Annotated in this window: 17 protein-coding genes; 2 read left to right on the plus strand and 15 right to left on the minus strand. The window is 48.9% G+C overall.

Annotated features, from left to right (window positions below; translation table 11 throughout):
• Position 1 precedes the first annotated feature (1 nt).
• From galU to B9Y93_RS10865, 12 genes are all read right to left on the minus strand, one after another.
• Entirely contained in the window at positions 2-898 is an 897-nt protein-coding gene (gene galU, locus B9Y93_RS10810) for a UTP--glucose-1-phosphate uridylyltransferase GalU (protein WP_085494411.1), read from the minus strand.
• A gap of 88 nt (positions 899-986) precedes the next feature.
• On the minus strand, positions 987-2,207 hold the full coding sequence (locus B9Y93_RS10815; RefSeq protein ID WP_085494412.1) for a glycosyltransferase family 4 protein: 1,221 nt from the start codon (positions 2,205-2,207) through the stop codon (positions 987-989).
• A 31-nt stretch (positions 2,208-2,238) separates the two neighbouring features.
• Positions 2,239-3,273, minus strand: a complete 1,035-nt coding sequence (locus B9Y93_RS10820) for an NAD-dependent epimerase (RefSeq protein WP_085494413.1) — start codon at positions 3,271-3,273, stop codon at positions 2,239-2,241.
• Between the two features lie 150 nt (positions 3,274-3,423).
• Positions 3,424-4,770: a phenylacetate--CoA ligase family protein gene (locus B9Y93_RS10825; protein WP_085494414.1), complete on the minus strand. Its 1,347-nt coding sequence runs from the start codon at positions 4,768-4,770 to the stop codon at positions 3,424-3,426.
• A 276-nt stretch (positions 4,771-5,046) separates the two neighbouring features.
• Positions 5,047-6,228, minus strand: coding sequence for a glycosyltransferase (locus B9Y93_RS10830; RefSeq protein WP_170936608.1), 1,182 nt, complete (start codon positions 6,226-6,228; stop codon positions 5,047-5,049).
• A gap of 12 nt (positions 6,229-6,240) precedes the next feature.
• On the minus strand, positions 6,241-7,635 hold the full coding sequence (locus B9Y93_RS10835) for a hypothetical protein (protein WP_085494416.1): 1,395 nt from the start codon (positions 7,633-7,635) through the stop codon (positions 6,241-6,243).
• Complete coding sequence (locus tag B9Y93_RS10840) at positions 7,632-8,816, minus strand: glycosyltransferase family 4 protein (protein ID WP_085494417.1); 1,185 nt, start codon at positions 8,814-8,816, stop codon at positions 7,632-7,634. The genes B9Y93_RS10835 and B9Y93_RS10840 overlap by 4 nt, the downstream gene beginning before the upstream one ends.
• On the minus strand, positions 8,813-10,180 hold the full coding sequence (locus B9Y93_RS10845) for a phenylacetate--CoA ligase family protein (protein WP_139829164.1): 1,368 nt from the start codon (positions 10,178-10,180) through the stop codon (positions 8,813-8,815). The genes B9Y93_RS10840 and B9Y93_RS10845 overlap by 4 nt, the downstream gene beginning before the upstream one ends.
• Before the next feature lie 38 nt (positions 10,181-10,218).
• On the minus strand, positions 10,219-11,673 hold the full coding sequence (locus tag B9Y93_RS10850) for a lipopolysaccharide biosynthesis protein (protein WP_176228898.1): 1,455 nt from the start codon (positions 11,671-11,673) through the stop codon (positions 10,219-10,221).
• Positions 11,674-12,029: 356 nt separating this feature from the next.
• On the minus strand, positions 12,030-12,710 hold the full coding sequence (locus tag B9Y93_RS10855) for a CpsD/CapB family tyrosine-protein kinase (RefSeq protein ID WP_176228899.1): 681 nt from the start codon (positions 12,708-12,710) through the stop codon (positions 12,030-12,032).
• A complete protein-coding gene (locus B9Y93_RS10860) occupies positions 12,688-13,458 on the minus strand; it encodes a YveK family protein (protein WP_176228900.1) in 771 nt (256 codons plus the stop codon). The genes B9Y93_RS10855 and B9Y93_RS10860 overlap by 23 nt, the downstream gene beginning before the upstream one ends.
• A 26-nt stretch (positions 13,459-13,484) precedes the next feature.
• Positions 13,485-14,243 (minus strand): tyrosine-protein phosphatase, encoded by a 759-nt coding sequence (locus B9Y93_RS10865; RefSeq protein ID WP_085494422.1) that lies wholly within the window; start codon positions 14,241-14,243, stop codon positions 13,485-13,487.
• Positions 14,244-14,644: 401 nt separating this feature from the next.
• Here B9Y93_RS10865 and B9Y93_RS10870 point away from each other — a divergent pair, with 401 nt between their 5' ends.
• The gene (locus B9Y93_RS10870; RefSeq protein ID WP_085494423.1) at positions 14,645-15,013 is read left to right on the plus strand and encodes a helix-turn-helix domain-containing protein; all 369 of its coding nucleotides are present in this window, start codon (positions 14,645-14,647) and stop codon (positions 15,011-15,013) included.
• Between the two features lie 475 nt (positions 15,014-15,488).
• Here B9Y93_RS10870 and B9Y93_RS10880 read toward each other — a convergent pair whose 3' ends face one another.
• The gene (locus tag B9Y93_RS10880) at positions 15,489-16,763 is read right to left on the minus strand and encodes an MFS transporter (RefSeq protein WP_085494425.1); all 1,275 of its coding nucleotides are present in this window, start codon (positions 16,761-16,763) and stop codon (positions 15,489-15,491) included.
• Positions 16,764-17,145: 382 nt separating this feature from the next.
• Between B9Y93_RS10880 and B9Y93_RS10885 the strand changes: the two genes are divergently transcribed.
• Positions 17,146-17,646: a GyrI-like domain-containing protein gene (locus B9Y93_RS10885; RefSeq protein ID WP_085494426.1), complete on the plus strand. Its 501-nt coding sequence runs from the start codon at positions 17,146-17,148 to the stop codon at positions 17,644-17,646.
• 148 nt (positions 17,647-17,794) lie between these two features.
• Here the strand turns inward: B9Y93_RS10885 and gltB are convergent, their stop codons facing one another.
• Entirely contained in the window at positions 17,795-22,381 is a 4,587-nt protein-coding gene (gene gltB / locus B9Y93_RS10890) for a glutamate synthase large subunit (protein WP_085494427.1), read from the minus strand.
• A 722-nt stretch (positions 22,382-23,103) separates the two neighbouring features.
• Positions 23,104-24,063, minus strand: coding sequence for an LCP family glycopolymer transferase (locus B9Y93_RS10895; RefSeq protein ID WP_170936604.1), 960 nt, complete (start codon positions 24,061-24,063; stop codon positions 23,104-23,106).
• Positions 24,064-24,178: the final 115 nt, after the last annotated feature.

Raw genomic sequence — 24,178 nt, forward strand, 5'->3', positions numbered from 1 at the left:
CTTATAACCTCCCCGCACGGGCATAATTTTTTTCCACAAGCGCACGCAAGTAGTTCATTAATGGAGCTTTGAATTCCTCACGCTCCATCGCAAAATCAATGGTTGCCTTTATAAACCCAAACTTATCCCCCACATCGTAACGAACGCCTTCGAAGCTGTAAGCAAGCACATCCTCATGCTGATTAAGCAGGCGAATCGCATCTGTCAGCTGAATTTCCCCACCCGTGCTCGGAGGCAAATCACGAAGATGATTGAAGATATCCGGCGTCAGCACATAGCGCCCCATAATCGCATAATTGGAAGGGGCTTCTCCCCGCTTTGGCTTCTCCACGAATGCCGAGACTCTCTTTACCTTAGGCTCAACAGGAAAAGGAATCGGTGCAATGATGCCATACTTCTCCACCTCATCATCACCTACAGCCTGCACGCCAACGACTGAGCGTTCGTACTTGTCATACACTTGCAGCAATTGCTTCAGGGCAGGCACCTCGGACTGCACGATATCATCCCCAAGCAGCACCGCGAAGGGCTCATCGCCGATAAAGGAACGCGCACACCAAATAGCATGGCCAAGTCCCTTGGGCTGCCCTTGTCTCACATAGTGGAGATTGACAAGCTCGCTGATCTCGCGAATTCTTGTCAGTTCCTCCCACTTGCCTTTGCCTTCAAGGGTTTCTTCTAGTTCAATCGAGCGGTCAAAATGGTCCTCGATCGCACGTTTGCCGCGGCCGCTAATGATGATAATGTCCTCGATGCCTGAAGCTACTGCTTCCTCGATAATGTATTGAATCGTCGGCTTATCGACGATTGGCAGCATTTCCTTTGGCGTGGCTTTGGTCGCAGGCAGGAAGCGTGTTCCCAGCCCTGCTGCTGGAATAATGGCTTTTGTTACTTTCATCGTTTTACTCTCCTTTATTTGCATCTCTTTTTGATTTCTCTGTGTTATCATTCGTGAGGCGGTAGCCAGCCAAGACGTCCCGATCACATTACTGCTGCAATCGGGAAGCCTCATCCTTATGAACGCCTCGCTGCTTCGACATTGGAAGCTTGATCTGCTTCTTCTTGGGCATATCCTTCTTGCGCAATTCACGGTAGTATTCATGAATCCGATGGCTTACAATCTGCTCGGTGAACTGTTCTTCAATAATGCTGCGGCCTTGCTCCCCTAAGCTTGATCTCAGCCCTTCATCGGATAGAACCCGATGATACGCAGCAGCAAGAGCATGAACATCAAGATACGGCACCAGCACGCCGCTCACTTCGGACTGGACAAGCTCACGGGTGCCAAGCACATCGCTTGCTACGACTGGCTTCGAAAAGGCCATCGATTCCATCACAATTCTCGGAATTCCCTCCTTCTCAGACGTCAGCGAGACGACATCGGCCATCTCGATATAGGGATAGATGTTGGTCTGATAGCCAACAAGCACCACCTGTTCTTTAAGACCTAGCTCCGCGATGCGCTGGACCACTTCCTGTTCAAGCGGTCCCTGCCCAGCAAGCACGCAGGTGAAGGGGATATCCGACTGTTCCTTCAAGAGCTTCAAGGCATCCAATAAAAAAAAGTGATTCTTGACCGGCTCAAATCTTGCACCGACCAGAATCACCTTATGGTTCATCGGAATATGATATTGCTGCTTCAAAGCTTGAATGGCTTCCACCGAAGCAGCAGCCTTATGAGCGTCCAGACGCTCCAAATCCACGCCGTTGCCCTCGTACAGCACGAGCTTGCGCGGAGCGTATTCCTTAATTTTGTCCATATCCTCCCTGTTCTGCGAAGCAATGCCGTGACAGAACCAGGACCCGACCTTCTCCATCCAGCGGTACATATGATAGGTCAGCCCCCGCTGCCCCTGATAGAAAGGCAGGCCATGGGTTGTATGAATAATGAGCGGTGTTCGGCATAACCATGCTGCGATTCTGCCAATCACCCCCGCCTTCGCATTATGCGTATGGATAATATCGTACTTCTCCTTCATGATGAGCCGCATCAGCCGAAAGATCGAAACCACATCCTGAATAGGATGGATGCTTCGATTCATCGGGATGAATCGGAATTCCATGCTATAGCCTGCAACCAGCTTCTCATTGTACCCTTCCTTTGAGGAGATGAGATGGATGTCGTAGCCCTTATCCTGCATTAACGCTAATTTGTCAACGAGCAGCTTATGCATCAGCGCGGAGGTACACACGTGACCTACCTTCATACCAACACCTCAATTTATGAATTTGAATGCGTTACTTCAAAGAAAGAGAAGGAGCAGCAGCAACCTGATAGTAGCTGGAATACCACTCGATAAAGCGTTCAAGCCCTTCTTCAAGCGATGTGCTTGGCTTAAAGGATACCGCTCGAAATAAATCATCTACATCCGCAAATGTCGATTCAACATCCCCATCTTGCATCGGCTTAAGCTCAATAATGGCTTTCTTGCCAACCAGCTTCTCCAGAATGCCAATAAAAGTCGTCAGCTCCACAGGATCATGATTGCCTATGTTGTACACACGATAAGGGGCATGGCTTGTAGCTGGATCAGGCTCCAAAGCATTCCACTCTGGATTCGTGCTAGGAATATGATCCATGACACGAACGATGCCCTCCACAATATCATCGATATAGGTGAAATCGCGTTTCATCTGTCCGAAGTTAAACAGCTGAATCGGCTGTTCAGCCACCAAACGCTGCGTGAAACTGTAGTAAGCCATATCGGGTCTCCCCCAAGGCCCATATACTGTAAAGAAGCGAAGCCCTGTCGTAGGAATGCCATAGAGATGGCTATAGGAATGAGCCATTAGCTCATTGGCCTTCTTCGTAGCGGCATAAAGGCTGACAGGATGGTTAACAGGATCTTGAACGGAAAAAGGAACTTTCACATTCGCTCCATACACCGAGCTTGAAGAAGCATATACCAAATGCTCAATCTGATGATGCCTGCATGCTTCAAGCACATGACCGAATGCTGTCAGATTCGATTGCAAGTAGCTGTGCGGATTAATCAAGCTGTACCTCACGCCGGCTTGCGCTGCCAAATGGATCACTCGTCTGTAGCTCTTATGACGAAACAGCTCATCCACACTGTCTTTATCCTCTAATTGCAGCTTGCGGAAGGTAAACCCAGGATGATCAAGCAGCTGTGCTAATCTTGCTTCTTTCAGCATCGGATCATAATAATCGTTCATTGCGTCCACGCCTACTACTTCATAGCCTTGCTGAAGCAGCTGCTTGCTTACATGAAATCCAATAAATCCAGCAGCACCCGTGACCAGTATTGTCATTTCATCGCTCTCCCTAGAACTATATTTTCAATTCATTTATGTACAAAGCAACATGAAGACCTCATGCTCAGATCAATTATGCCAAAGCACTCTGAGGGCATGCATTTCCCCTAAAGCACGAACCCTTTGTGTTCCTGTAAGCATCAGCCATCACAGCCTGACATCCGCAAGCTTCATGGTGCCATTGGCTTCGCGTGGAATCTCCGTCACAAACGTCAACTCCAGTTCAACCTCGCACAGCGGCTCAACAAGCGCCGTAAACCGTCTTCTGAAGCTCTGCTGCACATATTTTCGACTTCCTTGATCCCGCTCCTTCATGGCAATCAGAAGCTCGAATCGTCTTAATGTATGCTGTATAAGCTGTGCGCCATGAATTTCGATGCCTTGCATGCCATCGATCATATGATTCACGACAAGCATGCTGATTCTTCTTCCATCCTCAAGCTGCAATTGATCGCCAATTCGCCCTTCGATGCTCTCAAGCCAATCCCATGAGACACCACAAGGACAAGATCCATGAGCCGTCCCCTTAGCTGCTCGATTGCCAATCTCATAGCGAATGAGCGGCATGCTCTTGCGAAGAAGGCCTGTCACCACAAGACGCCCCCATTCGCCTTGCTCGGTCGGGGTTCCATCCTCCCTTACCACTTCCACGATGCCAAACATCGGATGAATATGCTTATGCCCATGACTGCATTCGAAGACGCCATATGCCCCCTCCTGAGAGCTGTGCACGTCATAAACCTTACTGCACAAGCTTTGTTCAATGACAGCCTTCCATTCGGGTGCAAGCGTCTCCGCGGCGGCCATCGCGACGGTTCTGTTCTTGCGATAAAAAAGCGAATCTCCTGCCAGCTTCGCGAGTTCATAGATAGCAGAGGGATACCCTTCAATGTACTGCGGATCAAAGTCATTGATGAACCGCACAATCTCGTCCTTGTATCGTTTATGCAAATGATAGATGGACAGGTGCACCCCATTCGCGCCATGAGAATGAGATAGCCACGTTTGCCCTTCCTGCTTCATACACCCAAGCAGGTATATGGTCCGCGGCCGAGTTGTTCCGGTCACCTGCTTCTTCCACCAGTCAAAGATTGCCTGCTCCATTCCTCTCTCCTGAAGGGTGGCTTGCACCATTAAAGAGCTCCCTACAGCATCGCTCGCCGACCAACGAGCGGTTCCCATTGCGCTTTTTGCAGGGAAGAAGTGCAAATTATGTTTTTGCAGCGTATGTTTCTTTAATATCGGGAGCTCAAGCAGCAGATTCTCTAATGGTTCTTCTTGAAGCTTCAGCTCAGGATACATTTGCTGTCGCATGCGATAGTAAGGAATGGTCGTACAGGCATCCTGATAAATTTCCAAAAATCGATGCCGTTGATAGAGGGTCCATTCTTCCTTGGACATCTTCCAGAATTGCTTCGCTTTACCTCGGTAGGGCATACTGCACCATTGCGTAACAGCTCTATCCCTGCTTAATCGCGTCATCTGTAAGCTCATCGCTCTATCAGCCTCTCCTTAGCTTCATCCTTTACAGAATCGTTTAGCATGCCTTTCGCATCGGTATGGATTCGCCTTGTCCTGACTGACAAGGATGGATTCTCAGAGGCTTGCCATATAATCGGTTACGGCCCCAATCACGTCAGTTTATTCACGAATTACACTATTATGAATTCATGCATGCAATGCCTGCCCTAACAGCCTTTCATCCATCCCTTAACCCAAGCCGGACTTAGGCTGTAGCGTGATTGCACGCTTGACGCTTGCTTATACATGCTAACCTCGTTCGTCTTGAAGAACAGCGGCATGCTGCTTAAGCTGCTTCTTGCCCTTTTGCTTCTTCAAAAGCAACTCCTCATAGAGCGACTCCGTATTTGCAATCGTTTGGGCAATCGTAAAATGCTCATGCACCCTCTCCTTCGCATGCTCACTAAACATCTGTCTTCCCGCATCCCCAATCTCGATCATCACTTTCATGGCTTGCAAGAGTCCATACTCATCTTCGGATTCAACGAGCAGCCCCGTCTCTTGGTCAATGACCACCTCAGGGGTACCTCCGACCGATGTTGCGATGGCAGGGGTCCCAGCAGCCATTGCTTCCAATACGACATTCGGCAGCCCTTCCCACTTTGAAGCAAGGACGAACACGTCTGCAGCCTGAAGCAGCTCCTGCACATTCGTGCATACCCCCATGAACTCGACCTGCTTCTCCAGCTCTAGTTCGCGCACCTCGCGCTCTAGCTCGCCTCGCAGCTGGCCATCTCCAACGAGCACCAGCTTGGCCTGCTCATGCAGCATTGCCAATTTATGAAACGCAGATAGCAGCATACGGTGATTCTTCTGTGGATCAAGCCTTCCTACGCAAATAAAGACGAGGTCCGTGCGGCCTACACCCCATTGGCTGCGGATATCTTCTCTTCTGCTCATGCTGATCGGCGTAAAGCGCGAGAGATCAATGCCGTTGTAGATCACTTTCATCTTCTCTTCTCGAATGGTTCCTCTGTCTGCCTGCACCTGACCGGCCTTTTTGCATACCACCGTAACGCAGTCTGTCAGCCGATCGGTAAGCCTGAGCAGCCATTCTCGATGCCTTCCCCCGATATGCTCATTGCGAATAGAAGAGATCACAACCGGAATGTTCAGCAGCTTGCCGATGAACCTGCCTATAATATCCGCATGAAACATATAGGAATGGATAATATCAGGCTGCAGCTTCCTCAAGTACATTAGAAGCTTGATAAAGCGAAAAGGGAGCTGCCATTTATGCTTGACCGTTAGCGAGTACACCTCGACTTGATCGTGATGCAGCATATCGGCCACTTTTCCACCCGGCAGCAATGAGATCACCACGGTCCGATATTTTTCCGCATCCAAATGCTTTGCCGTATGATAGAGCATCATTTCTGCTCCGCCCATATACAAACCAGATATAAACTGGACAACCACCCGTTGTCTCATTTCCATCACCACTTAGCTATTAGTTATGAAACTTCGAGGCCGCAGGAAGCTCATATTCGAAGTTTGAGGGGCAGCCACCTGCATATATTCCGCACACAAGCAGCCCAAAAAGGCCCACCGATATGCCCATACCAGTGAAGCCATCGAACCCCCTGTTCCTATGCCCGATACCCAAATAATGACCATTACGCCAAACAAACTTAATCCATAGGCCGACAGCAGTTCTTGATGATTACGGAACAGATAGAGAGAAAACCAAGTCAGTACAACCAGCAGCGCCATGTAGCCAAGACTGTACACCAGTCCGCCCTGCGCCAAATAAGTCAAGTAGGTGTTGTCGGAGGACACCTTCATAATCTCTGGCGGATATAATCCAATCCCATAAGGATTCTGGAAGAAAAAGTCAATCCAGTAGCCCCATGTTTCCTCTGATCTTCCGTGGAGATTGCGAAGGGAAGGATCATTCACATCTCCTTGCGCCAAGCTGATCATGGAGGTCACCCGCTGTTCGATGGATGGGGAATACATAGCCCCAAGCGTGAGCAGCAGGGTCGCGACTATAAGCGTCTTCCAAAAGACGCCAGTCCCGCTCCAGCGCTGCTTCTGGCTCAGCAGCACTTTAATGCCTAATGCCGCAACCATCCCGACCAAGAGCGCCAATAGTGTCGTTCGTCTCATGGACATGACGACCATGCCTAGACCTGTGATCAAGCCCATCCATTGTACGGCCGAGCTTGGAATGGAGGACAGCACATGACTTAGCCCCTCTTGTGCCTGCTTTCTCATCTTCTTCGGGAACTTCATCAGCAGCACGAAGCAAATGATCGCTGAGGTCGAGCCCCATGTGGCGATGGAAAATGGAGCTTCAGTCAAGCCGGTTACGACATAATTCATAATCTCCGTCTCGCCGTTGCCCCGCACACGAACAGGCTGCCAAGGCAGCACACTATAGTCAATCCACGGTGTATTTATCGCAATAAACTGCATAAGTCCATACATAAAATGAGGCAGGCTCACCCACACATAGGCTGTAACCAAATCTTTATACCGAATCAAGCCTTTCATGGAGGAATGATAGAACAGCCAGAAGGAAGAAGCGTACAGCACTGTTCTCAAGCTTGGCAGCACACCGCCTAATAGTTCGCTTATCGTATAGGCCTGAAGTGACAAGCCCAGCAGCGGCACAAGACAGGTCAGCATTAAAAACAAGATTACAATCCCCTGAATGGATCGTGTAAGCGTTAGAGTAGGCAGATGAACTCCGCGCTTTAACGTATGCAGAATCCATACCACAATAAGCATATCCAGCGGTCGCAAGAAGGATGGCAGCCTCAATGTTTCTTGAATAAACTCGTTGTACATCAGCGCTGCAATAAAGAGAACGAGCGTTCCATTCAACCGATTCATCGTGGAGCATCTCCTATTCGATATGGGATGGGCTCATACAGAAGCTCGTCATATACCGATTGAATCTGTCTTGAGGTCTCCTCAGCGGAGAACCGCCTATGTACCGTGGCAAGCGCCTTGCCTGCTAATTGATCGCGCAGCGAAGCGTTCTGAATCAAGGTCTTCAATTGACGATAAAAATGGACAGGATCATTTGTATCAGACAACAGCCCATCCTCTTGATCCGTGAGAATCTCTGGAACGCCTCCAGCCGCCGTAGCAACAACGGCTGCCCCAGAGGCCATCGCTTCGATTACCACTCTGCCAAAAGGCTCGGACACGGATGTTAATCCGAATACATCCATCGCGCGCATCCATTCCTCTGGATGAGCTTCATAGCCTTGCAGCTTGATGCGTGAGCCAAAGCCCGACTCCTCTATCTGCGCTTGCAGCTGCTTCCGATAAGCGCCTCCCTCATAATCTTCGCCAATGACGATCGCATCAAAATCCAGCCCTTCTTCAAGACCTTGAATACAGGCTGCAATGAACCATTCCGGCCGTTTGGCCTTCTTCAGATTGCCCACGAATCCGACTAGCAGCCGATCGGGGTGAAGACCTAAGCGCTCTTTGACCTCGCGTTTCACGGCAGGATGCCAATAAGTGGACAAGTTCACGCCGTTATAGATAATCCGACTCGCCGGTTTTGCTGCTTGCTGCTCAAAGCGAAAAGATGTATTCTTCGCGATATAAATGAGGTAGTTCGCATAGCGAAGCCGGATCGTATCCAGCACATGATTGCCCTTCTCCTGCCTAATATGCCAAATGACCGGAATGCCCTGCTTTTTTGCCGCCACCCCCCAAGTTAGGATGGAGGTATCATCATTAAGATGAACTAGATCAGGCCGTTTTTCCTGCAAGTATTTGCGTGCGCTCACATAGGATTCGCGGTACGCTTTTAAAGCGCGAAGCTTCCCCTTCCATCCAGCTGAATGATGAATGTTGCGAATCGAATTTTCATGAATGGGCACGATGCTCGTCTTCAGATTCATTTCACGATACAGCTCAGATGCAGGGCCTTCACCAGGATAAATGGCTTCAGCCTCCCAATGAGGGGAATGATTCAGATGATCAATAATCAAGGATGCCGATATAATAGATCCACCGACTTGAATGCCTGAATGAGGAAACACAACTTTTCTCATGATGAGCTCACCCTATTTATAATATATCGATGCTTGCCTGTGACTGTTTCTTCAATCTTATCGACCACATGCACATGTACGAGCATTTCCTTTTCTACCAACACATCAAGCTTCTCCTTCAGCGCCTTGCAGTCTTGCTCCAGCTCTGCTTGTGTCCTGTCACCCGGGATGCAGTATACCTCTGCCACCCCAGCCTGCTCCTGAATAATCTGAAATCTGCGTACCCAGGTGCAGCCGATGATTTCGAGCATAAAGAAAATGCCGTCCACCTTCGTCCCATTGCTTAAGGTTAAGTAATCCTGCGAGCGGCCTTGGACATGCTGGATCAAAGGCCAGCTTCGCTTGCATGAGCAGGGTTCCTCTGCCCAAGCTCCACGATCGCCAATCTGGTAGCGGATGAGCGGCATCGCCTTGTTCGTCAGAAGCGTAACGACGATCTCTCCAACCTCGCCTGGCGCCGCCCTCGTGCCATCTTCTCGAAGAATCTCGACCATATGCGTCGTTCCGCTTACATGCAGTCCACGATGATGGCTGCACTCGCAAGCAATATCCCCTACCTCGCGTGAACCATAGCGATTGAATACGGGCGCTCCAAATTGCGCCTCAATCTTGTCTCGCATCTCAGGAAACAAAGTTCCTGCAGAAGTCATAATCGCCTGCGGACGATGCTGAAGCTTTCTTGTCCCCTTCTCTAACAGCAGGGACAATTCATAGATGCTGTGCGCGTAAGCTAGAATCAGATCTGGCTTGAAGCGATTAATTTGATTGACAAAGCCCTCCATGCTTGCCGCGCTCATTTGATAGGAGCTCAGCGTCATTCTGCGATGTACGGCATTGCCGATCCGGCCAAAGAACGCATTGCGGCCCTTCTTCAGATCTCGCTGCGCCCCCCATAAGGTGAGCTTGCGCTGGCCGATTCTTGTGTTCGTCCATTCATCAAACAACAGCTTATTCGCTCTGGAATGATTGCGAAAATGCTCGTCTTGAAGGATTCTGGCCATCTTGCCGGTCGAGCCGCCAGAGCTGTTCCATCTTGCATTGGGATAATTCCCTTTCGCACACAGCTGCAAGGAGTATTCTTCAAGCTCCTGCTTCGTAAGCAGCGGAATACGCTGGAATTGATCCCAAGAGAATGATTCCCACGTTATCCCCTGCTCATGAAAGAGCTTCTGATAATAAGGACTATGCTGCTCGGCGTGTCTCAGCAATTCATGAAGCTTGGTTTCAACATGGCGATTAAGCTCCTCTTCGCTTTGCCACTGCAGTTCGCGTTGACGAGTGAGAATCTCCCACACATTCCAGCCCTTCATTGCACTTCCTAATCGATAAATGCCCTCGTATACAGCCTCCTGTATCAATGACATAGCCTTCATCACCCTCATCCATTATCCTTAATACGGCTTTAGCCGTTCACTCGCTCTTTCACTTTTCCTTTATGCCAATAACGCTTTGTCATCTGACGAAGCTCGAACAGATCCATTATCCAACTGCTGATAACAAAAATGACCACACCGACGATAACCGACAGCACAACAAAGCCTACGCCCGTGTATGTTCGAAGCGGCCATATCAATAGAGCCATCAAGCCTGCTGCAAGAGTCGCCTTGCCCATATCCTTCAGCGGCAGCTTAACGGGCAGGAGCTGGTAGGCTATTATCCAGCCGTAGCCAATTCCAAGCGCATAAGCCACTGAAGTGCCGATTAAAGAACCATAGATGCCGAAGATTGGAACAAGCCATAAGTTGAGCAGCAGATTGGACACTGCTGCAAGTCCTGTTGGCAGCAGCTGTTTCCTCGTTGATTTCATCGTTTGGAAGATGACATCCACACCATACATCTTCATGCATCGAATAAACCCGGTAAAGGCGACAATCGGGATAATGGATACGGCAATGGCTCGATACTCTTCTCCAAACATCGTATTAACGAGGCTTGGCGCCAGCACAGACAGTCCGACTGCTGCAGGCAGGCCAATGCCAAACAACCAGCCAATGTTGGCACCGATAGACAACGATGCCTCCTTCTGGCCATGGCGCTCCATCGTCTTGATCACAATTGGCAATGCCCCTAGATTAATGATCATAAATATAGTCGTGAGCGAATTTTCCGTAAAATCAAACGACATGGCGTACGCTCCCGCTTCCTCTAGGCCCAATACCTTCCCGATCACGATGCGGTCTGTAATATGAATGATCGTGCTTAAAGCAAAGGTCAGCGTAAGCGGAAGTCCATAATGAAGCAGCTCACGCAGGAGCTTGAGGTCAACATGCCGAATACGTATGTGCTTGGTCCAAATGGTCACGGTTGGAATGGCAGCAGATAACAGCAGCCCAGTAAAGAGTCCCCCAAGCAGACCGTAGGCACCCAATCCATAACCGATGGCCAGCAAGCTTAGGAGAAACACAAGCACGGCTCTAATAAGGGACAGAATCCCGTACTTTATCCCCTGCATCTGGGATCTAAAGAACGTTAATTGGAGCTCAAACCAAGCCTGAGCCCATCCAATCAGCATACTCATCAGCCAAAGGCCTGCAATGCCGGCCGTCGATCCCATCACGATATAACCAATGGAGCTTAGTGAAGCGGTCAGGACAACCACAATCATAAATGCAGCTGCCACCGTGGACAGCGAGCGGCTCATCTGTCCTGCTTCTATGTCTCTTGGAAAAAATCGAAGAAAACCAAGCCTCAGCCACTGGAACATAACGGAATTCAAAAAGCTGACTACCGTCATTGCAAGGGCAAATACGCCGTATTCCTCTGGCAGCATCATCCGCGAATAGACGGCAACGCTTAGGAAGGTGATCACACCTGGGATTCCATGAGAGAAGAAATAGAGAATAATCTGCTTTAACATTTCATCATCTTCCTTTCGAACAGAGCACAACTTGTCGTGTTGTACACTCTTAGAAAAGAAAAAATGAAAATGAGCTAGGGCATCTAACCCTGCCTCACGCCGCACCATTGACGATTCACGTCTAAGGCGTCTTCACGCCCACAGTGCAGCCGAGTGTCTACCATGATAGAGGTACAGTAGACATGACCTGTTAAGCCTATGGCTAGTATTCACCGATAATTTCTATAGAAACGTTGAACAACGCGTGGATGCCATTGGGAACCATCGCAGGCTTACTGCTTTCCATAGGAAGCCGGCTAAGGGAGTTCACGTCATCATCGTTAGCTCAGCAACATTCGTTCATGAGCATGAGCGGCTTAATAGTAGCCGTTTAGAACGAGCCTATTGCGTTCTCGCTTCTGATTGAGCACAACCCCCAGCACGTTGTTTTTGATCTGCTCAAGCTGAATCTTGGTCTTTAAGATCATGTGGGACTTGGTCTTCTCAGCCCTTGCGACGAGAATCACCCCGTCGCTCTTCGCACTGACAAGCTTCGCATCCGTTAGAACAAGTGCAGGAGGAACATCAAACAAAATAATGTCATAATGCTGCTTCAATTCCTCTATCAGCTCATCAAAGTGATCCGAGGAGAGCAGCTCTGCAGGATGCTTCGGAATCGTACCTGCAACAATAAAATGCAGATTGGGAATATGCGTCTTGCGAATAGCCTCGCCCCACTGACATTCCTTGAGCAGAATCTGAGACAAGCCATTGGCAGGGTTGCTGTCAAAAATATGATGAATCCTAGGACGGTGCAGATCGGCATCAATGAGCAGAACACGCTTTTGGTCTCTTGCATATGTAATAGCCAGATTGACCGCTATCGTCGTCTTCCCTTCCTTCGGAATCGAGGAGGTAACGGTAATGACCTGCACATGCTGCGGCTGCTCCTGCGCATATTGGATATGTGTGCGGAGCGCTCGAAACGACTCGGCAACGGGGGAATAGGGATTGATCTCGCTTATAAGCTCCGACTTATTGCTGTGACGTCTGAACATGAGCATTACCTCCAATAGGGGCAGAATTCGATGAGTTGCTTAGCTTATTTTTGGAAACTTTATAGTCCTTGCGCTTCACTCGATGAACAACCGCTATAGTCGTCAAGCCGAGCAGCTGCTCAAGCTCCTCTTCGGTCTTGATGGATTCATCAAAGTATTCCATAAGAAATATGATGCCAAGGCCGATCATGAACGCGAGCACAGACGCAATGATGATATTGATCTCAGGAACCGGCTTAATCGGACTCTTGGACAGTGTCGGATCGGCATAAGAGAGCACCGTCACATTTTCCATCTGAATCAGATTGGGGACTTTCGTGATAAAGACATTGGTCACCGCATTAGCCAGCTCTGCGGCTCTCTGATAGGAAGAATCCTGTGCCGTAATGACCATTACTTGTGTTTGGTTGATGGAACTGACTTGGATTTGATTCAGCAATTGATCGGAGGTGAGTTGGAATTGGGGATATTTGCTCATGATGTCTTTTGTGATCCACTCCGAACGAATAAGCTCTTTGTAGGTTTGGATCAGTTGAATATTCGTGTTTAAGTCATTGAGCGTGATATTCGTTTCACCTTCAACAACTCTCGTCTTATTAACAAAGATCTTGGTAGAAGCTTGATATTCAGGCACCAACACTTGATAGCTATAGTAGGCTGCGAAGGATATCGCAATCACAAGCGTAATCAACAGCACCCATTTTCTTCTCCAGATTGTATGCAGGATTTGCCTTAAATCTAATTCCACATTAAATCCCCCTTGGTCAATTTGATCTATGATTGTGCGGAATGGACAAGTCTGGAATGTTGGGTTGAGTCAATCTCATGCCCCTCGGCAATGTGCCGAGCATGGCGTGCCAACTGTATCGTATACTCCTCCCCCATGATGCGCTCGATAACGTTGTAGCCGCTTAGCAGCGTGAAGCCTCGATCATAGGTTCCATGAGCATCGGAAGCTACAACATGTATAGATCGTTGCTTGCATAGGTGGATCGCGCATCTTTTGATCTTCTGCCCATACTGGCCAAGCAGAGAGGAGGCATTCACTTGCAGTAGAATTCCTTTTTGAATAAGAAGATGGGCAAGTTCTTTGTTGGTCATGATGGAATGGTTGCGTTCAGGATGAGCTATGATGATGCGTTGATTGTGCTTGTGAACAAACTGGACAAAGTCCCAAAAATAAGAAGGAAGTCCGGAAGAAGGGAGTTCGACAAGGAGGTATGGACTATCGCCTAAGGTTTGCCACTCATGGTCGCGATGCTGCTGAACATATTTGGGTGTGAGCCTGAGCTCTTGCCCGGGAAGAATCTCGACATCCAATTGCTGCCGTGTAAGCTCTTCATTAAGCTCGCTTACCGAATTCAGGATAAGCTCCCTCGGATTATGATAGGTATGGACCGAATGATGAGGTGTAGCAATGATCTTCTGAATGCCAAGCCGTGCTGCTTCTTCTGCCATATGAATGGAATCTGCCAGTGACCTAGCGCCATCGTCGACTCCATGCAGGATATGGCAGTGAATATCAATGAACATGCAAGAAGGCCTCCTGCCCAGAAAGTGAGGTGCGCTTTTCACAAATTTGTAGTAAAATGAAAAATAATAACGTTGATCGACTAGATACATTTTGTATCTATTTTGTAAATAGAAAAACCTTTCTCCTCATCACTCTTAATACTTCAATCGTGAATGACTTCAAGGAAAAAAATATAATCTAGATCCTCTCTCATAAATGAGTGCTGTAACGTGCTATTTAGGCTTGTACTGGCCTGCAAACTGCAAACCTATCTTTATAGAGGAATAGCGATTTTTTGCACATGTTGTTGTTACAATATGTATCATGAATTTTATTTTAGTCTAAGATACAAAATGTATCTTGTCAATCTCTTTTTGCAACCATTTGAGAATATGAACCGCTGAAGGAGGATCTATTCAGCATGAATACAGGTGACAGAATCGCATTACTACGAGAATCCTTGGGATGGACTCAGGAAGAATTGGCCCTGAAGCTAGGCATTACAAGGGCTGCCCTATCTCACTATGAAAAAAATCGAAGAAATCCTGACTTCGAAACGATGACAGAACTTGCTAACCTCTTCGACGTATCCATAGATTATTTAGTTGGCCGCACCTCAGCTGTTAACGGTAGCCCCACAAAAGAAATCGAGCAATTTGCTGATCAGCTGGAGCTATCTGATGATGAACTGCTGAAGAAGTTCCAGTTGTCTATCGATGGCCGCCCGTTGACTTCAGAAGAAACTCGCCGATTCATTGCCTTTGTCAGAGCGGAACGGAATATGATGTAATACGACAAACAGCCCCCTAAGGCACTAATCGAAGATCAGCGACAACGCTTCGATCGGCCTCGTGGGGGCTCATTTTTCAATTCATTATTTACGCTTCTACCACACCATCTATGTTATGTGTTCTTGCCAGGATGCTCATTTGGAAATAGGTGTCTTAGGTCATCAGGCACTTTCTCAAGGGGGATGTCTAGATGCTCTAATATATCTCGGATGTCTAACACAACTTGAGATGCTACATGACTTGTCTCAACTTCCTCAGCTTTAAAAGTATTCACAGTAACCGAATCCCTTTTTCTCATGATTTTCCATCCAACTCCCATATATTAACTCAAGCTGTTAATATTCGCTAGCACCTGATTATTTTAATTATACACAATCAAAAATAGGTATACTGTCGGACGTTGGGGTATAGTGTGAACCATTTTTATACTATTTTTGTCGAAAGTTGAAAGATAATGATCTTTTCATGTCATTTTCAAGTTGTTTTCTCCATTTTCATATTCTTCTGTAAATAGGAATGAAGTAGGAAACTTGCAACTGCTGCAATTGAAATAATAATAGACATCTTAACAACCGAGTGCAGCCCTCCGATGTCGTATGCCATCCCCAGGAAAAAGGGACCCATCATGCGTCCTACAGAGCTGATTCCACCCGCTACTCCCATATAGAATGGAGCTTGGCGCCCTGTGTGTGCGGCAAGAAAGGCTGGGACGGCTGGAGATACAAGCATTTCCCCTAATGTCGCAATGATCATGGCCACCATAAACCCAGCATAGTTCGGCATAAAGAAGATCCACACATACGCTGCGCCGTACAGCAACGCGCTCCAGCTCAACTGCGAGGTTGCTTGCTTCGATATCGTCCGCTTCATCCATTCGGTTATAGGCTGGCCTAGAAAAATAAAAATGCCGTTAAGCGTCCACAGCCAGCTGTACATCTTCATCTGCATGCCTTGATCCGTAATATGCGGAGCTACGCCTGCTCCCCACATGGAATTGGCAAGCCAGATGAACATAGCGCCAATCGACAAGAATAAGTACAATCTTACCTGCCGCAGCTGATCCCACAGCGTAAGCGTTGGCAAAGCCCCTCTTGTTGGAATATGCTCCTGCTGCTCTCTTGCTGCAGCACTCTCCTCTTTCGTCTGCACTACGGCCCCCATGCTGTCTTTCATCTGGCGAAGATAGTAGTAGAAAAAGATTGAAAAAGCTCCTGAGGTTCCTGCATTCAGCAAGAACGTAAGGTTAAAGGAGATATCCGCGAGCACGCCGCTTAACGCCGTTCCCAAAGCAACCCCGATATTATTGGCGACATACACGGCATTGAACAAATCATCACGCTGATCCGCCCATCTAAACCCAATAAACGACTGAATTGCCGGCTGAGACATATTGTTGGTAAATCCAATCAGCCCCATGGTAACGATATAGCCCCACCAGCTCGTATAAGCTGTAACGACAAGCGAGGCTTGCAGAACAGCCGTAATCGCCAGTGCGCCGATAAGCAGCTTCCTCACACCCAGCCGATAATAGAGGGAGCCTCCAGCAAATTGGCCGAGCACGCCGCCCATCATTTGAATCATGATGACGAATCCTGCTTCGGATAGCGAGCGGCCTAGCTGCTGATGCACAAAAATTGTCGTAAGCGGCCACATTAGGGCAGCACCTGCTGAATTGATCATGCTGGCCCATATAAATACGTTCATTTCCTTTGTTCGACTGCGGAAAATATTCCATGTGGAATGACTCATGCTGATCACCGTCTGACTGAATAATAGGTTTTGAAGTTATCCCAATCTAGAATTACAAACACATTATAAGCCCTCGCATAAGACTCTAGCAAATCTTGACAGACTTGTTCATTGTAATAGCTGCTTACAAGCTCAGCCAGCCTTGAACATTGTATTCATTCAAGAAAATCATACAGGAATTTGGCCTTGCTTGGCGAACAACTACAGTGAAGATGATTCGTTCCTAATGCTACAGATCCTCATTCATCTTCTAGCGTGCTTCCAATGTGATGCTGCACAACCCTTGATCTTGTCTTGCCATAGGTGTTACTCCAACGATCAGCATCCAATTCTTGAAGCACGTACTGAGCAAACAATATCCTAATATGGAGGTTGTGTATCGATGGCTAACATTATCAAGGTGTATCAGGAGTCACTGCCCGAGTTGCGCTTTATCGGCAAACGCTATACGAATGAAGACAGAGATGCAAGCGGATCCTATGGTGAAAAGTGGGGGCAGTGGTTCCAAGAAGGCTGGTTTTCTCCTCTACTGGCATTGACTGAAGGCGCGCAGACGGAGCCTGATTATATTGGCTTAATGCGTTGTGTAGATGATCACTTCGAATATTGGATTGGAATCTTCAGCAGTAAAGAGCATGAGGCGCCTGAAGGCTATGGCATGGTGGATCTTCCTGCCGGAACAGCCGGAATCGCTTGGATTAAGGGTCGGGATGATACAGGGGAAATCTATCGATTGCATAATGAATGCACCGCTGCGATCGAAGAAAAGGGGTGGACGATCGCGCCAAACACCTGGTTCTTTGAGCGCTACAGCCATTCTAGATTTACACCCGATGAAGAAGGCGAAGTCATTCTTGATTACGGCATGTACTTGACGGAATAGGCCATGTGAAATATGAGCAAGTGATTCCTGCATCTAGGAATCATGCCATACCTAAAGGGGGCTTTGGCTTCATCTACTTCCATAGACGAGGCCAAAGCCCTATATTGATAAATCACGATTGCACATGATCCATGATCCTGATGCCAAATTAATTGCCGCCTTCACGAAGGCTCGTTTCGAAGGCTGCCAGCAGCGCTTCCTCGCCTGCAAGGCCTTTTTCCTCTACCTTTGCAATATGCTCCAGCATACGCTTGTAGTCCTTCGGAATAACGCGTACAAAGTGCGCAAGCTCTTCATTCCATCCTGCGAGTACCTTGCGTCCCACCGTACTGTCCGTCGCCTCCGTATGCTTCTCGATCATCTGCTTCAGCTCAAGCTCTTCCATCTCATCTTCCACGCGCTCTAGAAGAACCATCTCTAGATTGCAGCGAGTGACGAACGTATTGTCTGGATCATAGATGTAGGCAATACCGCCTGACATTCCCGCTGCGAAGTTGCGTCCTGTCTTGCCCAGAATAATGATGCGTCCACCTGTCATATACTCACAGCCATGGTCGCCCACGCCTTCTACAACGGCCTTCACGCCAGAGTTGCGCACCGCAAAGCGCTCGCCCGCAATACCGCGAATGTAGGCTTCACCGCTCGTTGCGCCATAGAATGCCGTGTTGCCGATAATGATATTGTCTTCAGCAGCAAACGTTGCTTTTGGTGAAGGCTTCACGATCAGCTTGCCTCCTGATAGCCCCTTGCCCACATAGTCATTGCTGTCTCCAACAACAGAGAGCGTCATGCCGCGAGGCACAAATGCCCCGAAGCTCTGACCGGCAGAGCCGACAAAGGTGAAGGAGATGGTATCCTCAGGCAATCCCTTGGCCCCGTATTTGCGCGTCACTTCGCTGCCAAGCACCGTGCCTGTGGCGCGATTGACATTGGTAATCGGGAAGGTTCCCGCAACCAATTCCTCACGCTCCAGCGCCGCTTGCGCCGCAGGCAGCAGCTTCTGTACATCGAGTGTCTCCTCGATGCCATGGTTCTGCTCGCGCACCTTGATGCGACCAGAGCCTTCTGGAAGCTCAGGCTGATACAGAATGCTCGAAAGGTCCAGATGCTTCGCCTTCCAGTGGCCGACCGCGTCCTTCACATTCATGCATTCTGTTCTTCCGATCATCTCATCCAGCGTGCGGAAGCCAAGCTCCGCCATAATCTCGCGCAATTCTTCAGCTACGAACTGCATAAAGTTCACCACATGCTGCGGATCACCCGTGAAGTTCTTGCGAAGCGCTGGGTTCTGAGTCGCCACGCCAACCGGACAGGTATCAAGCTGGCATACTCTCATCATGACACAGCCAACCGCTACTAGCGGAGCGGTGGAGAAGCCATACTCTTCTGCTCCAAGCAGAGCTGCAATGGCAAGGTCGCGTCCTGTCATCATCTTGCCATCCGTCTCCAGCTTCACGCGGTCACGGAGGTTGTTGATGATCAGCGTCTGATGCGTCTCTGCAAGACCAAGCTCCCATGGCAGCCCCGCATGGCGAATAGAGCCTTGCGGCGATGCCCCTGTGCCCCCGTCATAGCCGCTGACGAGAATCGTGTCGGCACGGCCTTTGGCTACACCTGCTGCAATTGTGCCTACGCCAACCTCAGACACGAGCTTCACGTTAATTGAAGCGCTTGGGTTCGCATTCTTCAAATCATAGATCAGTTCCGCCAGATCCTCAATGGAATAGATATCATGGTGAGGCGGCGGTGAGATCAAGCCGACACCTGGTGTCGAACCGCGGACCTCTGCGACCCATGGGTACACCTTCCGTCCTGGCAGCTGACCGCCCTCTCCTGGCTTCGCCCCCTGCGCCATCTTGATCTGGATCTCTTCTGCATTCACCAGATAATGAGAGGTTACACCGAAGCGACCAGATGCTACCTGCTTGATCGCACTGCGGCGAGAGTCGCCGTTCGCATCGGTTACGAAGCGAGCAGGGTCCTCGCCACCCTCACCTGAGTTCGATTTGCCTCCGATGCGGTTCATCGCAATCGCAAGGGATTCATGCGCTTCCTTCGAGATGGAACCAAAGGACATCGCGCCTGTCTTAAAGCGTCTTACAATCGAAGCGACCGGCTCTACCTCATCGATGGAAACAGCAGGGCCAATTGGCTTCAGATCGAACATGGAGCGAAGCGTTCCATTCTGGCTGTATTCCCCTTGAACGAGCTTCGAATACTTTTTATACAAGGCATAGTTGCCTTTGCGAACAGCTTCCTGCAGCGTATGAATCGTCTGCGGGTTGAACAAATGTTCTTCACCGTTCTTGCGCCACTGATAATCGCCACCGGAATCAAGCTCAGGATCTCTTCCTTCTTGATCCGCAAATGCGCGAAAATGCTGCATCAGCGCTTCCTCCGCAACTTCCTCAAGGCCGATTCCGCCAATGCGAGACGGCGTCCAAGTGAAGTACTGATCAACGAACTCGGACTTCAAGCCAATCGCTTCGAAGATCTGTGCTCCGCGATACGATTGGATCGTGGAAATTCCCATCTTGGATAGAATCTTCACAACGCCCTTCGTTGCAGCCTTGATATAGTTCTTCACAGCCTTCTCATGCGTAACACCACGCAGCATGCCTTGGCGAATCATATCATCAAGCGTCTCAAATACGAGATACGGATTGACCACGTTCACGCCGTACCCAAGCAGCAGTGCGTAATGATGAACTTCACGCGGCTCGCCGGATTCCAGCAGCAGCGCTACCTTCGTACGTGTGCCTTGGCGAACCAAGTGATGGTGCAAGCTTGATACGGCAAGCAAAGCTGGAATCGCTGCATTCTCAGCATCGATGCCGCGGTCTGACAAAATAATAATGTTATGGCCTTTGCTGATCACGCGGTCAGCGGCCTCGCACATGGTCTCGATCGCTGCCTTCAAGCCGCCAGCGCCTTCTTGGGCCAAGAACAAGGTCGGTATCGTAATCGCCTTGAAGCCTGGACGGCGAATATGGCGAAGCTTCGCAAATTCCTCATTGCTTAGGAACGGTGTCGAGAGCTTAATATGGCGGCAGCTCTCCGGCTCTGGCACAAGCAGATTGCGCTCTGGCCCGATCGTGGTCTCCGTTGCGGTCACGATCTCTTCGCGAATCGCATCAATTGGCGGATTCGTGACTTGAGCGAACAGCTGCTTGAAGTAGTTGTACAGGCGCTGAGGACGATCCGACAATACCGCAAGCGGAGCGTCGTAGCCCATTGAGCCAAGCGGTTCTGCGCCTGTAAGCGCCATCGGCTCCAGCACCTTGCGCAAATCCTCGAAGGTATAGCCGAACGCCTGCTGGCGCTGTTGTACATTCTCATGCTTCGGCTCAGGAACCTCTCTTGCCTCTGGCAAGTCGTTAAGGCCGACAAGATGCTCCTCCAGCCATTCTTCATACGGAAGCTCGGAAGCAATCTGTGCTTTGACCTCTTCATCCGCGATAATGCGGCCTTCCTTCGTATCTACGAGCAGGATTCGGCCCGGACGAAGGCGATCTTTGTACAGCACCTCTTCTGGGGCAATATCAATAACGCCTGCTTCGGAGCTGAGAATGATCATGTCGTCCTTCGTGACATAGTAACGGGATGGGCGAAGTCCGTTGCGGTCGAGAATGGCGCCAATCTGCACACCGTCCGTGAAGCCCATCGCCGCCGGTCCGTCCCATGGCTCCATCAAGGTAGAATGATATTCGTAGAATGCTCTGCGCGTCGGGTCCATCGCTTCATGGTTGGACCATGGCTCAGGAACCATCATCATTGCTACATGCGGAAGCGAGCGCCCGGACAGGTACAAGAATTCGAATGTGTTATCAAACATCGCGGTATCTGAGCCGTCCCCGTCAATCACAGGCTTGACCTTCGTCAGCTCCTCGCCAAACACGTCGGATTCACAAAGATTCTCACGAGCATGCATCCAGTTCACGTTGCCGCGAAGCGTGTTGATCTCTCCATTATGAATCATAAAGCGATAGGGATGGGCACGTTCCCAGCTTGGGAAGGTGTTCGTACTAAAACGAGAGTGTATGAGTGCAATCGCGGATTCCAATGCTTCATTCGTCAAATCAAGATAGAATTGTCCAACCTGCTCTGTGGTAAGCATTCCTTTGTACACGATCTTCTTGCAGGACATGGATGGAACATAGAAGGTATCTGCACCTTCCTCGCCGGAGTAGCGAATCGCCTTCTCCGCACGCTTGCGGATCAGATAGAGCTTCCGTTCAAAGGCAAGATCGTCGTTAATGTCCGCTCCACGGCCAATGAAGAGCTGGCTCACGTAAGGCTTGGCAGCCTTTGCGGATTTGCCGAGCATCTCATCGCAGGTTGGCACCTCGCGATAACCTAGAAAGCTCTGCCCTTCTTCTTCTACGATCGTACGAAGCATGTCTTCATGCTGCTTGCGAAGAGTCTCGTCTTGAGACATGAAGAGCATGCCTACGCCATAGGCACCTGCTTCCGGCAATTCGATGCCCTTCGCTTCCATCTCTTGCACGAAGAAGCGATGCGGTATCTGCAGCATAATTCCCGCTCCGTCACCGGAATTCGGCTCGCTGCCCTGGCCGCCTCGATGCTCCATGTTCACAAGCATCGTAAGCGCTTTGCGAACAATATCGTGTGACTTCTGACCCTTAATGTGGGCAACAAAGCCCATGCCGCAAGCATCTTTTTCAAACTGTGGATTATACAATCCTTGCTTCGGAGGTAATCCGTATTGTTTCATGCAGAAGCAACCTTTCTATCTGAATTTTGAAAATAGCGATTGTCGAACGAACGATTAGTTTATAATTATTCATTTTAATTATTATAACATTTTATCACTGCACCTAATTGATGGCAATTTATAATTTTTATGAATACGATAAGAATTCTTTTTATTCGAAGGATTTTGTTGGCTAAAATAGGGATTGGATATGTGAGGAAGCGACAGCACAAGGCTTACACGGATTTCTGTCAGTCTGTGTCAGAACCTGACATGCGCACACACCGGCAAGGTGATCTTGTAATGCAATAAAGGAATAGTCATACAGTCATGGTGTATATTTATTCATGAAAACGAATAAAACATCACGCATTTATACATAGTTTTATACAGATAATCTAAATCTTCTGTTTAATCCGACAAGAAATGAGACCAAATGGGCTCATACATATGCATGTCACGATTCCGAACATGAGCAGATATGCATAGCCGCCAGATTGGCGAGAGCAGGATGAGGAGCAGGAGCGGCGGAAGCTCACCATGATCCCATTCAATGGATCAAGCCGCAAAGGAAAGTTGATAGCCGGCTTGAAGCTGCTTCACAAAAAGGTATAGCCTAACGGCCATACCTTTACTGAACACCTTTACTGAATCTTAAAATGACCGATGCTTGGATCAAATGCTCCATCTGAATCCTGTACATAAGCAACCGCCTGCTTCACTAGGTCCGGCTATGCGTTCGTTCATTCGTCTTCCGAGGAAGAGGATGCCTGGTCTGCTCCTTGTGTATGCTCTCTAAGACTGGAGGCCACACGTTCGCGTTCTTGCTCTGACACTTGATAATAATAGATTCCATCAATCATCTGACTGGAGCCGGCTACCTCCAAAGATTCGATTTCATACTCGGACCAGTCCTTGCTAAACACCGAATAAAGCTGCTTCATCTTGTCGAATGTAATATTCGTTTTGACGTTCTCCTCCATAACCTTCAGTACTTCTTCAAGCTTCAATACAGAAGAAGCGGATGCCGCCTTGTCGAGAATGACCTTGATAACCTGACGCTGTCTATCGTTGCGCCCTAGATCGCCTCTTGCATCGGACTTGCGCATTCGCGTGTAGTGCAAGGCTCTTTCTCCATCCAGCTGAATCAGGCCTTGATCAAAATGGTGATTCCTTTTTCCATACTGGTCCATTTGATCGAACACAAATTCGTTGTATACCTCTATCCCTCCGAATACATCCACCAATTGCGTCAGTCCCTCCATATTCGTTTGAATCACATAATGGATTGGCTGATCAAGGAATTGTTCGACTGTCTTTTTCATCATTTCCGTGCCGCCAAAGGCGTAGGCATGATTGATCTTGTCCATGATGCCCTTCCCAACAATCTCTACTCTTGAATCACGAGGAACGTTGAACATCAATACATGCTTCTCTTTGGGATTCACCGAAGCTACAATGATGCTGTCTGCCCGCCCCGCATCCCCTATTTTGGGTCTGTCGCCGATTCCAAGCAGCAGTACTGTAAAGGCCTCTGTCACTTCATCCGTCTCGATACGATGCTCCTCTGAGTCTTCAAACGTGATCTGCATCTTGTTCACAGACCTTTCAATTAACGTGTAATAGTACAACCATCCACCTAGTATCATCGCGACAAGGATCAAAAAGATCGATGCACCGATGAGCATATGTTTTTTTCTCATGACAACCTCTCGCTTTCCGTTTAATGCGCCCGACACTGGTCCAAAAAAATTATATCTCGGCATGAGCAAGCAAACGTTATGAAATCGTTAAACTTCTCATCCTGCCCTTTAAGCT

This window comes from Paenibacillus aquistagni, from assembly GCF_900177815.1.
Classification (GTDB): Bacteria; Bacillota; Bacilli; order Paenibacillales; family Paenibacillaceae; genus Paenibacillus_B; species Paenibacillus_B aquistagni.